The sequence below is a fragment of the Cryobacterium zhongshanensis genome (assembly GCF_022760445.1).
In the GTDB taxonomy this organism is placed as follows: Bacteria; Actinomycetota; Actinomycetes; order Actinomycetales; family Microbacteriaceae; genus Cryobacterium; species Cryobacterium algoricola.
In genome coordinates, this window is sequence record NZ_JALGAR010000002.1 from 175,422 (window position 1) to 190,270 (window position 14,849).

The following is a 14,849-nucleotide window of genomic DNA, read 5'->3' on the forward strand; positions in this document are numbered from 1 at the left end:
GCCGGGCGAGGCCAGGTCCTGGTCAGGCTCGGCGAATCCGCACCAGGACGGTGGTTCCCTCTCCGACGACGGACGTGATCGAGAGGGACCCTTCCGTCATCTGCACGGTGTCGCGCATGATGCGCAGTCCCAGATGCCCACCGGGGGCCGCAGCGGCCGGGTCGAAGCCGCGACCGTTGTCCCGGATCGACAGGCTCGTCGTCACCGCGTCCCCGGTGATGACGAGGTCGACGACGGAGGCACGGGAGTGCTTGACGACGTTGGCGAGGGCCTCCCTTGCGACGCGGTACAGCACAGCGATCCGCTCCTTGTCGGACGGAACATCCGGCGACAACTCGGAGTGCACGACAATGCCGGTATCGGCCACGTGGTCCAGGAGGCGTCGGAGCGCCTCGTTGAGACCGAGCCGCTCCAGGTCCGGCGGATAGAGCTCGGTGGTGATCGCGCGCAAGGTGCGCAGGTTGCGCAGGAGGATCCCACGGGCCTGCCCGGTGAGTGCGCGACGTTCACTCGCACCGTGCCTCTCCTCCGCTTCGAGGGCATACGACAGGCCCGCGAGGTCCTGGATCACTTCGTCGTGGAGCTCCCGGGCGATTCTGCGTCGTTCGAAGTCGGATGCGACGATGGCGTGTTGCACCAGACGCCTTCGGGATGCCTGGCCGGCCTGGATCCGGCGGGCAAGTCCGATCGCCGGAAGGAGCTGCGCGAGCTGCAGCAGGACGAGCGAGACCACGAGCACGGGGAGCACGTCCAGCATGAGCCGGGATTGGGCGTTCTGAACGGCCTCATCGTCGTAATACGCCTCGAAGATGACCGGCCAGCCCTCGGCATCCGTTGCACGGACGTTGATCTCGACCAGCTCGCCCGCCGCCGCCTCGTTCACGGTGTCCAGGCCGATGGGCTGGCCGAGCCAGGCGTGTTCCCGCCCCCCGGAGAGGAGGTCGGGGCTCCACGCCGGGAGGGGATACGTGTCGCCGATCAGGTCCGCGCTGTCCGAATACAGGATCTTCCCGTCGCCGCTCCAGATCTTGACCCGCACCAGGGAGCCGTCTGCCATCCACGGCTTGAGCCCGGCATTCACCCGACTGATCGCCGATTCGTCTCCGGCCCGGACGGCTCTGTCCAGGAGCGGGCCCACCGTGAAATCGGCGAGTTGATGAGTGCGCAGGATGGCTTCGGAGAGGGCACGCTGCTCGGCCTGGCCGTGGATCCAGGCGTACACCGGGATCAGGACGGCGACCAGGGTGATCACGCCGATGGCGAGGAAACGCAGGACGGCGCTCCGAACCTCGGAGGTATCACTGGTCCCTCTGGTGCGGGCCCATCCCCGGTCGTGGACCCACCCCCGGTTGCGAAGCCAGGTCCGGTCGTGTCCGCCACCCCGGTCGCGAAGCCACCGACGGTCGTGCTCGTCGCGACGACGACGGGTCTCAGCCATCGTCGCATGCTGGACTACACACGCTCCCGCACCTCCAGGAGGCCCAGTTTCGTCGCGTTGACCACGGCCTGAAGCTGCGAGTGCGCGTCGAGCTTGGCGAGAATCGACTTCACATAGCCGCGGCAGGTGTTTTCGGAGATTCCGAGGATCTGGGCGCTGATCCGCACCTCCGTGCCCTCGGCCATCAGGGCGAGTACGTCCAGCTCGCGGCGTGTCAGCGACGCTGACGGCTGCTCCAGCATTCGGGACTGCCGTTGGGTGCTGAGCTGAATCATGAGGGAAGGGTGCAGCGAGAAGGTGCCGAGCCGCGCGTGACGGATCGTGTCGACGAGCCCGGCGAGGGAGCCATCCTTGGGAAGGAAGGCACACACGCCGAGCGCCGCCGCCTGCTCGATCACCTCCGGGCTGGGATCCCCGGTGAGCATGACGATCCGGGTCGACGGCCGCTCGGCGAGGATGAGTGCGACGGCGGCGAGTCCACTGCCGTCTGTCAGGTGGTAGTCGAGCACGATGAGATCGGGCTGGAGCTCACGGCTCAACTCGACGGCTCGTCGTGTGCTCTGGGCCGTTCCGACCGTACAGAGATCGGGTTCCCGGTTGAGCGCGCCCGCGAGCAGCTCGGTGAACGTGGTGTGGTCGTCGGCGAGCAGGATGCGAATCATTGTTCCCCCGGGTCGGTCGCTGCCCTGTCGGGAACTGGACTACCTGCGTGTTGAGGTCATCATCATGGCCTCACCCGACCGGTTCGTCTATCTGCCGCGATACCCCCGTTCGGGACGAACCGGGCGCCGATCGAGCACTCAGGCGAGCGGCCCCGTGACGGATGCCGCGGCATCCGTCACCGCGCCCGTCGCGACGATCTGCACGACGGCTTCGATCTCGGGGGAGAGGAAGCGGTCGTGTCCCGGACCCTCGGCGACGGTGCGGACGAGGTCGCGCACGGCGCCGGTCGCCGCACCCGGCAGGAGCGGCGCGCGCAGGTCGAGCGAGCGGGCGGCGGTCATGATCTCGATCGCGAGGACGCGCTCGAGGCCGTCGATCGAGCGGCGGAGCTTGCGGGCGGCGGCCCAGCCCATCGAGACGTGGTCCTCCTGCATCGCGGAGGAGGGGATCGAGTCGACAGAGGCCGGCACGGCGAGCCGCTTGAGCTCCGAGACGATCCCGGCGGCGGTGTACTGCGCGATCATCAGGCCCGAGTCGACGCCGACCTCGTGCGCGAGGAACGGCGGCAGGCCCTTGTTGCGATATGCGTCGAGGTGGCGGTCGGTACGGCGCTCGCTCATGCTCGCGACGTCGGCGGCGGCGATGGCCAGGAAGTCGAGCACGTAGCCGACCGGGGCGCCGTGGAAGTTGCCGTTGGACATCACCCGGCCGTCGAGGGTGACGACGGGGTTGTCCACCGCGCTCGCGAGCTCGCGCCCGGCGATCAGGGCGGCGTGGTCCGCGGTGTCGCGGGCGGCGCCGTGCACCTGCGGGGAGCAGCGCAGCGAGTAGGCGTCCTGGACGGTCGGGTCCTCGGGGCCGGCGTGGAAGGCGAGCAGGGGCGAGCCGGCGAGGATCGCGCGGAGGTTGCCGGCGCTCGCGGCCTGGCCGAGCTGGGGCCGGAGAGCCTGCAGGTCGGCCGCGAAGGTCGCATCCGTGCCGAGCAGGGCCTCGACGCTCATCGCCGCGGCGATATCGGCGGTCGTCAGGAGGCGCTTCAGGTCGGTGAGGGCGAGGACGAGCATGCCGAGCATGCCGTCGGTGCCGTTGATCAGGGCGAGACCCTCCTTCTCGGCGAGCACGACCGGGGTGATGCCGGCCGCGGCGAGGGCTTCGGCGCCGCCCATCGGAGTGCCGGCAGCGTCGCGCACGCGCCCCTCGCCCATGACGGCGAGGGCGCAGTGGGCGAGCGGGGCGAGGTCGCCCGAGCAGCCGAGCGAGCCATATTCGTGCACGACCGGGGTGATGCCCGCGTTGAGCACGGCAGCATAGGCCTCGGCGGTCGCGGGGCGCACGCCGGTGCGTCCGGTCATCAGGGTCGAGAGCCGCAGCAGCATGAGGGCGCGCACGACCTCCCGTTCGACCTCCGGCCCGCTGCCGGCGGCGTGGGAGCGCACGAGGCTCGCCTGCAGCTGGGCGCGGCGGTCGCTCTCGATGAACGTCGACGCGAGCGCGCCGAAACCGGTCGAGATGCCGTAGTGCGGGTTCACGTCGCTCGCGAGGCCGTCGATGATCGCGCGCGTCGCCGCGACGCCGGTGAGAGCGGCCGGGTCGAGCACGATGCGCGCGTCGTGACGGGCGACGGCGACGACGTCGGCGAACGAGACGGCGCCGGCGCCGACGGTGACGGGTGCGGCGCTCGATGTGGCGGCGGATGCTGCGGCCGGGTGGGTGCCCGCTGTGACGGATGCTTCGGTGTGGCTCATCTTCTGATTGCACACCCGACGCGGCGGCCGGGGGACACGGATACACTCGAATGTGTCCGGGATACCGGACATCTTGCGCACGGGGTGGCAGGCAGGGAGGCATCAGGATGGCGGTCACCCCCAAGGTGCCGGCCGCACTCAATACCCTGCGGCTGCTCTCCCACCTCGCCGCGCAGCGTGGCCCGGCCCGGGCGAGCGCGATCGCGACCGCCCTCGACCTGCCGCGGTCGACGGTGTACCAGTTGCTCGCCGTGCTCGTCGAGCAGGGATTCGTCGTGCACCTCCCCGAGGAGCGCCGTTACGGCCTCGGCGTCGCGGCCTTCGAGCTCAGCACCGGATTCTCCCGCCAGCAACCCCTCTCCCACCTGGGCCGGCCGCTCGTCGCGCAGCTCGTCGACCGCATCGGCGAGAGCGCCCACCTCGTCGTGCTGCACGGCCGCGACGTCGTCTATCTCGTCGAGGAACGCGCGCCGCGGCGGCCCTCGCTCGTCACGGATGTCGGCGTCCGCCTCCCGAGTCACCTCACCGCGAGCGGGCGCGCCCTGCTCGCGGCGCTGCCCGCCGCCCAGTTGCGCGCGCTGTATCCCGACAAGGCGGCCTTCGAACGCCGCCAGGGCGAGGGCCCCGGCCAGGGACCGCGGAGCTCGTCCGAGCTGCGTGCGCTGCTGACGCGGGTGCGGGCCGACGGCTTCGCCCGCGAGGACGGGGAGATCACGCCGGGGATGGCATCCGTCGCCGTCGCCGTGCGGGACCACACCGGCTGGCCCGCCGCCGGGATCGCCGTGACCTTCCCCCGCGAGCGGATCGCGGAAGACCTGTGGCCGGCGCTCGCCGCCGAACTCGCCGGCACTGCCGCGGAACTCTCCCGCCGCATCCACGGGCGTCCGTGACAGCTGCCTCAGCGGACGAACAGGGCGATCAGCAGGGCCACGTAGACGACGACGAACACGGCCGGTGTCACGAACCGCACCACGTTCACCCACGGTGCCGCAGACACGATGCGCAGGGTCACGGCCGACGTGCTTCCCCCGGCTCGCAGGTCGGCGATCACGGCGAGGGCCTCATTGGCGGCGTTGATCTGCACGAGCGCGCCGAGGATGCCGGAGGCCAGGAGCACGCCGGCCGCCGCGACCCGCACGCTCGGCGCTGTTCCGGCCAGGCCCAGGGCCAGGAAGCCCACCAGTGCGGTGAGCAGGAAGGTGGGGGCGACCTGGGACACGATGACGTGCCAGCGGGCCTTGATCCACAGGTTGACGAGCTCGGATTCGGTCATGCGGGGCTCCACTCCGGTCACCGCGGACGGGCGACGTGCCTCCATTCTCGCGCGGCGCATCCATCTGCGGACCCGCCGAGCGCAACTGTGGCCGTTGATGTCGCACCTGACCGGTGCGCGGGTGACCATTCTCCCCGGCGGTCAATGCGGGGAGCCCGGTCGCGCAGCGGATGCGCGGCTCAGTACCAGCCGACGCTCACCGAGTGCGCCCACGCGCCGCAGGGCGTTCCGTAGGCGGCGGCGATGTAGCCGAGGCCCCAGTCGACCTGGGTTGCGGCGTTCGTGCGCCAGTCGGATCCGGCAGAGGCCATCTTGCTGCCCGGCAGCGACTGGGGGATGCCGTATGCCCCCGAGCTCGCGTTATAGGCGTCGGCTCGCCAGCCGGATTCCTTATTCCACAGCGACACGAGGCAGGTGTATTCGCCGCCGCCCCAGCCCCGCGCGGAGACTGCGCCGGCCGCGTACGCCCGGGCGGCCGCGGGAGACGACACGGTGCCGGACGGCGGGGCCGTGGTCGACCCGGCGCCCGAGCCGGAACCGGAGGATCCGCTCGACCCAGACCCGCCCGACGCCGGTTGGGCCGCCGCTGCCGCAGCGGCCTGGGCCGCCGCGTTCGCCACGGCCGCCCGCGCGGCTTCCTCCTGCTGCTTCTGGTACGCCGCGGCAGCTGCGACGCCGGCCCGGTAGGAGCGCTCCGTCTCGGCAGTCGTGTTCTTGAGGCTCGCGAGCTGGGCATCGAGCACGTCCGAGCGTGTGCGCTGCTCGGCGAGCTGGGCATCGGCCGCGCGCTGGGCCTCGGCCGCGGCCGCCGCGCGATCCTTCGCCTCGACGGCGAGGCGGTCGCGTTCGGTCGACGCCACGGCGGCCTGCTCCTCGAGGCTCTGCACGAGGTTGCGCTGGGCGAGGGCCCGGTCGCGGATGCCGGAGGTCAGTTCGCTCAGCCGGGTCGAGGTGCTCAGCGCCGCGAGGAGATCGCTCGCCTGGCCCGGAACCAGGAGCAGGGTGGCGACGGCGTCGCTCGCGCCGGAGCGGTACAGCTGCGCACCCAGGAGCCCGAGCTGGACATCCGCTGTCTGGGCCTTCTCGGTCGCGGTCGCGAGCCTGCCGGCGAGGGTCGCGGCGCGTGCGGCGGCCGCGAGCGACTCGGTGTCGGCGGTGGCGGATGCCGCGCTCGCGGTGATCGCCGCGTCTCCGAGTGTCGCGGCCTGGGTTTCGAGCCCCGTCAGCAGGGTGCCGATCCGGGACACCTCCGCCTCGGTCGCCGCGGTCGAGGCGCGGGCGGCCTCGACGTCGGCCCAGCTCGGATAGTCGTCGGCCTGGGCGGGAACGGCGACGGATGCGCCCGCGCCGAGCAGGGCGATGACGCTTGCCATCACACTCCACGCCCGCACTCTCGCCCGCACCTGTCTCCCGCCGATCGTCCACCGAGTTTAGTTCGGCGGCCCCTGAAACTGGTCCGTGACATTTCAGTGTCTATCCGGTAACGTAGTCAGGTCGGCTCTTGACACCGTGTGCACTTGTATGCGCGGATGGGTTTGTAAGTCAGGATGGGCCGGTTTCCCAGTAATCCGCTGGTGAAAAATCACTGTATGTGAACGGCCCCGGCCATAGACTGCCCGGGTTCTCAGGTTGCGACGCGTGTGCGTCGTTGTTCTGCCATGTACCCAATACAACCCAGGAATTTTCTATGCCTACGAGCAACAATCCGGCTGTCAGTCGATCCAACAAGAACTTCGACCCGAAGTACGCCGCCAAGGGCGGACCCTCCCGCGGAGGATCCAACAACGGCAGCAAGAGCCCGGGTCACCGCGGCTACCAGGCCGATGCGGGCGCCCCCAAGAAGGCCCGCTGGAACGCCGGCGAACGCGCCGACCGCGCCGCGGGACGACCCGCCAACGACCGCCCGGCCTATGGCGACCGTCCGGCCCGCAGCAACGACCGTCCCGCCTACGGCGACCGGCCGGCCCGCGGCAACGACCGCCCGTCCTACAACAACGACCGTCCGTCGTACAACGGCGCCTCGCGCACCGATCGCCCGACGCACAGCAACACCGATCGCCCGACGTACAACGCCCGCTCGGAGCGCCCGTCGTACAACAGCGACCGTCCCCGCACGGACCGTCCGTCGTACAACAACGACCGTCCGTCCTACGGTGACCGTCCGGCCCGCAGCAACGACCGTCCGGCCTACAACAAGGACCGTCCGTCCTACGGCGACCGTCCCGCCCGCAGCAACGACCGTCCCGCGTACAACAACGACCGTCCCCGTACCGACCGTCCGGCGTACAACAACGACCGTCCGTCCTACGGCGACCGTCCCGCCCGCAGCAACGACCGTCCCGCGTACAACAACGACCGTCCCCGCACTGACCGTCCGGCGTACAACAACGACCGTCCGTCCTACGGCGACCGTGCTGCGCGCACCGAGCGTCCGTCTTATGGCGACCGTCCGGCCCGCACCGAGCGTCCCTCGTACGGTGACCGTCCCGAGCGTTCGCACTCCGACCGCCCGTCCTACGGTGACCGTCCGGCCCGCACCGAGCGTCCCTCCTACGGTGACCGTCCCGACCGTGCGGCTCGCACCGAGAGGTCCGACCGTCCCTCCTACGGTGACCGTCCCGACCGTTCGCACTCCGACCGCAGCAACCGTTCCGCGCACGACGACGGCGGCCACTCCAGCAACTTCTACCCGAGCCGCGACACCAAGGCGCACTTCGCCTCCGGTGATGACGTCGTCCTCGAGCGCCTCGAAGCCATCGCGACCACGGCAGCTGAAGTTGTCGGCGTGACCTTCGGCGACCTGGGCCTGGGCGAGAACATCGTCCGCGAACTCGGCGCCCTCGGTGCCGCCAGCCCGTTCCCGATCCAGGCCGCGACCATCCCGGACGTGCTCGCCGGGCGCGACGTGCTCGGCCGTGGCAAGACCGGCTCCGGCAAGACGATCGCCTTCGGCGCTCCCCTCGTGGAGAAGCTGATGGAGAACAACGGCGCCAAGGACCGCAAGATGGCCCGCAAGCCCCGCGCGCTCATCCTGGCCCCGACCCGCGAGCTCGCCCTCCAGATCGACCGCACCGTGCAGCCCATCGCCCGCAGCGTCGGCCTCTTCACCACCCAGATCTACGGCGGCGTTCCGCAGTACCGCCAGGTCAGCGCCCTCCAGCGCGGCGTGGACATCATCATCGGCACCGCCGGTCGCATCGAGGACCTCATCGAACAGGGTCGCCTCGACCTCAGCGAGGTTGTCGTCACCGTCCTCGACGAGGCCGACTACATGTGCGACCTGGGCTTCCTCGAGCCCGTCCAGCGCATCCTGCGTCAGACCAAAAAGGGCGGCCAGAAGCTGCTCTTCTCGGCAACCCTCGACAAGGGTGTCGCCTCGCTCGTCAAGGAGTTCCTGACGAACCCGGCCGTCCACGAGGTCGCCGGTGAAGACCAGGCCTCCTCCACGATCGACCACAAGGTCCTCGTCATCGAGCACCGCGACAAGAGCGCCATCATCGGCCAGCTCGTCGACCGCCAGGGCAAGACGCTCATCTTTTCCCGCACCCGTGCGTACGCCGAGCAGCTCGCCGAGCAGCTCGAAGACGCCGGCGTGAAGGCGACGAGCCTGCACGGCGACCTGAACCAGGCCCGCCGTACCCGCAACCTGCAGATGCTGACCAGCGGTCGCGTCAACGTGCTGGTGGCAACGGATGTCGCGGCCCGCGGCATCCACGTGGACGACATCGACCTGGTCATCCAGGCCGACGCCCCCGACGAGTACAAGACCTACCTGCACCGTTCCGGTCGTACCGGCCGTGCAGGCAAGTCCGGCACCGTCGTGACGCTCATCCCGAAGCAGCGTCGTCGTCGCATGGACGAGCTCCTCGAGCGCGCCGACATCGAAGCCAGCTTCATGAACGCCGCCCCCGGCGACGCGGCCGTGCGCGAGCTCGCCGGCCTGTAACACCCGCACCGCCCGCAGGGCATCCACCATCCGGTGGGTGCCCTGCGCTCGTTAACCCCCGCCCGTCCCCGCTGAGGTGTCGCACATCGAGGTTCCCGGGGCGGATGAACCTCGATTCGCGACACCTCACGGTGGGCGCGGCGGGGGAAGGGCGGCGCGGCGCGTGGCGTGGGTGAGCGGATGCCGCGGGTCAGGCGAGTGCGAGCATCGCGGCCGCCGCGAGCGCGAGACCGAGGCCGACCCACTGCACGGGTGCGATCCGTTCCTTGAGCACGACCGCAGCCAGCAGGATCGTCCCGGCCGGGTACATCGCGGTCAGCACGCTGATCACGCTGAGGTCCCCAATCCGGATCCCGATGAGCAGAAGCAGGTTCGCCGCGACGTCGATGACACCGCAGACCGCGGCCAGTGTGAGGCCGATCGTGAGGGTGGACCGGGTGCGCCGGCCGGTGTGCTCGGGAACCGCGGCCGGGTCTGTTGCGCGAGCCACAGCATCCGTGGCCTCGAAACCGGAGGCGGCATCGCTCCCGACACGGCCGGCGCTGCTGCCCACGCTGCTGCTCATTCCGCTCGCATCGCCGCCGGTCGCGCCGACCCCGGCGAGCACCCGCCGCCGACGCGCGGCGACGAACGCGAGCACGCCCACGATCGAGAACATGATCGCGGCGTTGACCGCCCGGTTGAGCACGAGCGGCACGAGTCCGCTGTCGTCGGGCGTCAGGTCGATCAGGATCAGGAACGCGCCGATCATGATGCCGGACCCGATCGCCATCAGCAACCCGAGCGTCGTCGGCCGAACCGCGCCCTTCTCCGGCACGAAGCCGACGAGCACGACCGCGACGAGGGCGAGGCCGAGGGCGGCGTATCCGACCGGGGCGAGACGTTCGCCGCCGACGAGACCGGCGGTCATCGGGACGACCGCCGAGACCACGGCGGTCAGGGGCGAGAGGATGCTCATCGGACCGATCGCGAGGCACGCGTACAGCAGGGAGATCGCGATCGCCCCGGTCACGCCGGAGAGTGCGCCCCAGAGCACGGCATCCGGCGACCAGACGCCGCCGACGAACGGCAGGGCACCGAGCAGGACGACCAGCCCGGAGCTCGCCGCGATTGCGGTCACGAGCACCGAGCTGAGCCGCTTGGCCGCGAGACCGCCGAGAAAGTCGGCGCTCCCGTAGATGAGGGCGCCGGCGAGTCCGACCAGGGCGGTGAGCATAGGCATCCAGCCTAGGCGAGTGCCGTGCGTCGGCACAGGCCTGCGAACTTCCCGGGCACCGGTGCCGATTCCGGCACCGGTATGGTGGGAGCCACACGGCCGAAGGAGGGACAATGACCGCACGCTGGACGCGCTTCGTCCGCGGCTGGGCGATCGCGGGTTTCGCGACCTTCGTCGCGGCGCTCTCGCACACCCTCGGCGGCGGGGCTGCCCCCGGTCTCCTCCCGGTCGTCGTCTCCCTCGCGTTCGCCGGCATCGTCTGCATCGGCCTCGCCGGCCGCACGGCCTCGCTCTGGCGCTCCGCGACGGCCGTGCTCGCGAGCCAGCTGATCTTCCACGGCCTGTTCTCCCTCGGCACGCCCGGCGGTGCCCTCCAGGCGGATGCCCCGGCCGGCACCCTGCCCGCCCACAGCCACGCGGCCGGTTCCGCCCTGCTCTCGGTGCAGTCGGGGGCGACAGCTGCGCCCGGACTGTCCGGTGCCCACTCCGCCCTGCCGATGGCCGGCATGTCCGCGGCCCCGCTCGACGCCGCCCTGATGTGGCTCGCGCACCTGCTGGCGGCCGTCGTGACGATCGTCGCCCTGCGGCACGGGGAACGCGCGCTCGACATCCTCGTCGCGGCCGCGCGCCTCGTCGTCCGCAGGGTCCTCGTCGCCGGTGCCGTGCCGATTCGCACGCGCGCGGCGCACCGCGCCCCGGCGCCGGCGTTCGTCTTCCTGCCCCGAGACCTGGGGGTGCTCCTGTCCGTGATGCGGCACCGCGGCCCGCCGGCGACCCTGCGTCCCTGCTGACTCACCCCGCGATCCTCCGAGAGCGCGGCTTCGCGCACGATCGCCGGGCCCCGCACCGCTGATCCGCGCGGCGCAGCCTGCAGCACGCAGCCCGCACCCAGCACCAGACCGTTTCCCCTGCCGCTCCGAACCACGGTCAGACGCAGCGATCGGCTTCGCCGCCGTTCGCCCGCTCGCCCTCCTGTTCGGTGTCGCATCCGATTCACCCATTCTTAAGGAACCACCATGACGTTCAAGACCACCGCCCTCGCGGCATCCGCCCTGCTTGCCGGCGGCATTCTCGCCCTCGCCGCGCCACTCTCCGCGAGCGCGCACATCGAGATCGACCCGTCGTCGGCCGCGGCCGGCTCGTACACCGTGCTGAGCTTCGCGCTCCCGCACGGCTGCGCAGGCTCGCCGACGACCTCCATCAGCATCGCGATCCCGGAGAGCATCGCGAGCGTGACGCCGACCGTCAACCCGCTCTGGACGGTCGCGAAGACCGAGACCCCGCTCGCGACCCCGATCACCGACGACGACGGCAACTCGATCACGACCCGCATCGGTGGCGTCGTGTACACGGCGATCACCCCGATGGCCGATGGCCTGCGCACGACCTTCGACCTCAGCCTGATGCTGCCGGCGGATGCCGCGGGCACGACCCTCGAGTTCCCCGTCGTTCAGACCTGTGTCACCGGTTCGACGAACTGGGACGCGCACACCGTCGAGGGGGAGGCCGAGCCGGAGCACCCGGCGCCGTCGATCGCGGTCACCGCGGCCGTCGCTTCCGATGAGCACGGCGCCGCCCACACCGACACCACGGCCGAGGCGAGTTCCGAAGCGACGGATGCCGCGGCATCCGCCCCCGACGTGCTCGCTCGGGTGCTCGGAGTCGGCGGCCTCGTCGTCGGCGTCGTCGGTCTCGTGCTCGCGATCACCGCCCGTCGCAAGCACTCGGCCTAGGAGAGAACCATGCGACGCAACCACGTCCGCGACTGGTCCCTGCGCGCGCTCGGCGTCGCGGCCGTGGTGGCCGCGGCGCTGGGGTTCTCCGCCGCCCCGGCGTCCGCGCACAACTACCCGGTCGGGTACGCGCCCGCGGAGAACTCCGTCGTGACCGAGCAGCCCGGCCACTTCACCCTCACCACGAACGACACCCTGCTGAACCTCGACGGCACCGGAACCGGCAACGCCATGCGGATCAGCGGTCCGACCGACGCACCTCTCTATTACGGCGACGGCTGCGTGACACTTTTCGGCGCGAAACTCGAGACCACGGCCCAGCTCGGCCAGCCGGGGGAGTACACCGTGACCTGGCAGGTCGTCTCGACCGACGGGCACCCCGTCTCGGGCAGCTACACCTTCACGTGGCAGCCCGCAGCCGGCCAGGTCCTGGCGCCAGGCCTCGCCGCCGCCCCGACCTGCGGCACGACCACCCCCACGGACACCCCCGCAGCATCCGCCCCCTCCGCCTCCTCCGGCGCCGCGCAAGGCGCGGTCGCCTCCACCGACCTGCTCTGGATCGGCGGCGCGGCCGCTGCCGTCATCCTCGCCGTAGCCGCCACCCTCCTCCTCACCCGTCGCCGCCCCACCCCCTAACCCGCCCCACCCATTGCCGCGAGAGCGGAGAAAGTGCCCCTTCCCGCTCCGGGAAGGGGCACTTTTCGTACTCTCGCGAGACGGGCGGGGTGGGGAAAGCCGGCGAGCGTGTCCGGGGTCGCCGGTAGACTCGCGGGGTGAGTTGGACTGCCGAACTGCCCCGTGAACCGGACGAGTGGGTGCCCGACGACCGCGATGCACCGGAGGACTACGACGCTCCGCCGCCCCCGGACTACGGAGCGGGCGAGGGTGCCGGCGACGGCAACGGCCCGGGAGCCGGTGCCCCGCGGCGCGCGGCATCCGCGGGCGCGTTCGCACAGGCATCAGTCCCGCCCCGCCGCGCCACGGCGAAGTTCGCGACCGCAGCGGATGCCCTTCGCACGGTGTTCGGCTACGACTCGTTCCGCGGCGAGCAGGCCGCCATCATCGACCAGGTCATCGGGGGCGGCGACGCCGTCGTCCTGATGCCCACCGGCGGCGGCAAGAGCCTCTGCTACCAGATCCCGTCCCTCGTGCGCGAGGGCACCGGCATCGTCATCTCCCCGCTGATCGCCCTCATGCAAGACCAGGTCGACGCCCTCACTGCCGTCGGTGTCCGCGCCGAATTCCTCAACTCGAGCCAGGACTCCGCCGAACGCTCCCGCGTCGAACGCGACTACCTCGCCGGCAACCTCGACTTGCTCTACGTCGCCCCCGAACGGCTGTCCTCCGAGGCCACCAAGCGCTTCCTCGAACGCGGCACCATCGCGCTCTTCGCCATCGACGAGGCCCACTGCGTCTCGCAGTGGGGCCACGACTTCCGCCCCGACTACCTCGCCCTGTCCGAGCTCGCCGACCGCTGGCCCGACGTGCCGCGCATCGCCCTCACCGCCACGGCGACGGATGCGACCCACCAGGAACTCACGCAGCGCCTGCAACTCGAGGGCGCGCGGCACTTCGTCGCGAGCTTCGACCGTCCGAACATCCAGTACCGGATCGTCGCGAAGGCCGAACCCCGCAAGCAACTGCTCTCCTTCATCAAGACGGAGCACCCGCACGATGCCGGGATCGTCTACGCGCTCAGCCGCAAGAGCGTCGAGGCGACCGCCGAATTCCTGCGCGCCAACGGCCTCAACGCCCTGCCGTACCACGCCGGCCTCGACCAGGCCGTGCGCGCCCGCAACCAGTCCCGGTTCCTCCGCGAGGAGGGCGTGATCATCGTCGCGACGATCGCGTTCGGCATGGGCATCGACAAGCCCGACGTGCGCTTCGTCGCCCACATCGACCTGCCGAAGTCCGTCGAGGGCTACTACCAGGAGACCGGCCGCGCCGGCCGCGACGGCCTGCCCTCGACCGGCTGGCTCGCCTACGGCCTGCAGGACGTCGTGCAGCAGCGCCGCATGATCGACGAGTCGCCCGGCGACCTCGCCCACCGCCGCAAGCTCTCCGCCCACCTCGACGCCATGCTCGCCCTCTGCGAGACGGTGCACTGCCGCAGGGTCAACCTGCTGCGCTACTTCGGCCAGGCGAGCGAACCCTGCGGCAACTGCGACACCTGCCTCGAACCGCCCGTCGGCTGGGACGGCACCGTGCCGGCCCAGAAACTGCTCTCCACCATCGTGCGGCTGCTCCGCGAGCGCAACCAACGTTTCGGCGCCGGCCAGATCGTCGACATCCTCCGCGGCAAGACCACCCCGCGCACCACCCAGCACCACCACGAACAGCTCGCGACCTGGGGCATCGGCGCCGACCTGTCCGACCAGCAGTGGCGCGGCGTCGTGCGCCAGCTGCTCGCCCAGGGCATCCTCGCCACCTCCGGCGAATACGGCACCCTCGTGCTCACCCCGGTCGCCACCGAGGTGCTCGGCGGCCACCGCACCGTCGAACTCCGCAGCGAACCCGAGCGCGCCGCCCGGTCGACGTCCTCCGCCCGCACCGGCGCCGCGAAGGCCGCGGCCACCGATCTCACCCCGCAGCAGGAGGCGCTGTTCCAGGCACTCCGGGCCTGGCGCTCGGCCGTGTCGAAGGAGCAGGGCGTTCCCGCGTACATCGTCTTCGGCGACGCGACCCTGATCGCGATCGCCGTCGCGAACCCCGGCAGCGTCGGCGACCTCGACGGCATCTCCGGGGTCGGCGCCAAGAAACTCGAGGCCTACGGGGAAGGCGTCCTCGAGGTCGTCGCCGCGGCATCCGCTTAGGATTTCTCGCCTTTGTGCCTAA

General features: G+C 71.1%; 12 protein-coding genes. 6 read left to right on the top strand and 6 right to left on the bottom strand.

Annotation, left to right across the window (positions count from 1 at the left end):
* Positions 1–22: 22 nt before the first annotated feature.
* From MQH31_RS09290 to hutH, 3 genes are all read right to left on the bottom strand, one after another.
* On the bottom strand, positions 23–1,438 hold the full coding sequence (locus MQH31_RS09290; protein WP_243011801.1) for a sensor histidine kinase: 1,416 nt from the start codon (positions 1,436–1,438) through the stop codon (positions 23–25).
* A gap of 14 nt (positions 1,439–1,452) precedes the next feature.
* Positions 1,453–2,100 carry a response regulator gene (locus MQH31_RS09295; protein ID WP_243011802.1) on the bottom strand — a complete coding sequence of 216 codons (648 nt, stop codon included), beginning with the start codon at positions 2,098–2,100 and terminating at the stop codon, positions 1,453–1,455.
* Positions 2,101–2,238: 138 nt separating this feature from the next.
* Positions 2,239–3,846: a histidine ammonia-lyase gene (gene hutH, locus MQH31_RS09300; RefSeq protein ID WP_243011803.1), complete on the bottom strand. Its 1,608-nt coding sequence runs from the start codon at positions 3,844–3,846 to the stop codon at positions 2,239–2,241.
* 107 nt (positions 3,847–3,953) lie between these two features.
* Here hutH and MQH31_RS09305 point away from each other — a divergent pair, with 107 nt between their 5' ends.
* On the top strand, positions 3,954–4,736 hold the full coding sequence (locus MQH31_RS09305; RefSeq protein ID WP_134535060.1) for an IclR family transcriptional regulator: 783 nt from the start codon (positions 3,954–3,956) through the stop codon (positions 4,734–4,736).
* An 8-nt stretch (positions 4,737–4,744) separates the two neighbouring features.
* Here MQH31_RS09305 and MQH31_RS09310 read toward each other — a convergent pair whose 3' ends face one another.
* On the bottom strand, positions 4,745–5,119 hold the full coding sequence (locus MQH31_RS09310) for a hypothetical protein (protein ID WP_134535059.1): 375 nt from the start codon (positions 5,117–5,119) through the stop codon (positions 4,745–4,747).
* Positions 5,120–5,298: 179 nt separating this feature from the next.
* A complete protein-coding gene (locus MQH31_RS09315) occupies positions 5,299–6,492 on the bottom strand; it encodes an aggregation-promoting factor C-terminal-like domain-containing protein (protein WP_243011804.1) in 1,194 nt (397 codons plus the stop codon).
* Positions 6,493–6,806: 314 nt separating this feature from the next.
* Here MQH31_RS09315 and MQH31_RS09320 point away from each other — a divergent pair, with 314 nt between their 5' ends.
* Positions 6,807–9,065 (top strand): DEAD/DEAH box helicase, encoded by a 2,259-nt coding sequence (locus tag MQH31_RS09320; RefSeq protein WP_243011805.1) that lies wholly within the window; start codon positions 6,807–6,809, stop codon positions 9,063–9,065.
* Between the two features lie 190 nt (positions 9,066–9,255).
* On the opposite strand, the gene MQH31_RS09325 is transcribed toward MQH31_RS09320, so the two are convergent.
* Positions 9,256–10,287, bottom strand: coding sequence for an EamA family transporter (locus MQH31_RS09325; protein WP_243011806.1), 1,032 nt, complete (start codon positions 10,285–10,287; stop codon positions 9,256–9,258).
* Positions 10,288–10,394: 107 nt separating this feature from the next.
* On the opposite strand from MQH31_RS09325, the gene MQH31_RS09330 reads away from it, so the two are divergent.
* The 4 genes from MQH31_RS09330 to recQ all read left to right on the top strand — a co-directional run bounded on the left by MQH31_RS09330 (position 10,395) and on the right by recQ (position 14,827).
* Positions 10,395–11,072, top strand: coding sequence for a hypothetical protein (locus tag MQH31_RS09330; RefSeq protein ID WP_243011807.1), 678 nt, complete (start codon positions 10,395–10,397; stop codon positions 11,070–11,072).
* A gap of 225 nt (positions 11,073–11,297) precedes the next feature.
* The gene (locus tag MQH31_RS09335; RefSeq protein ID WP_243011808.1) at positions 11,298–12,014 is read left to right on the top strand and encodes a YcnI family protein; all 717 of its coding nucleotides are present in this window, start codon (positions 11,298–11,300) and stop codon (positions 12,012–12,014) included.
* Positions 12,015–12,023: 9 nt separating this feature from the next.
* The gene (locus MQH31_RS09340) at positions 12,024–12,650 is read left to right on the top strand and encodes a copper resistance CopC family protein (protein ID WP_243011809.1); all 627 of its coding nucleotides are present in this window, start codon (positions 12,024–12,026) and stop codon (positions 12,648–12,650) included.
* A gap of 137 nt (positions 12,651–12,787) precedes the next feature.
* Complete coding sequence (gene recQ / locus MQH31_RS09345; RefSeq protein WP_243011810.1) at positions 12,788–14,827, top strand: DNA helicase RecQ; 2,040 nt, start codon at positions 12,788–12,790, stop codon at positions 14,825–14,827.
* The last annotated feature ends 22 nt before the right edge of the window (positions 14,828–14,849 follow it).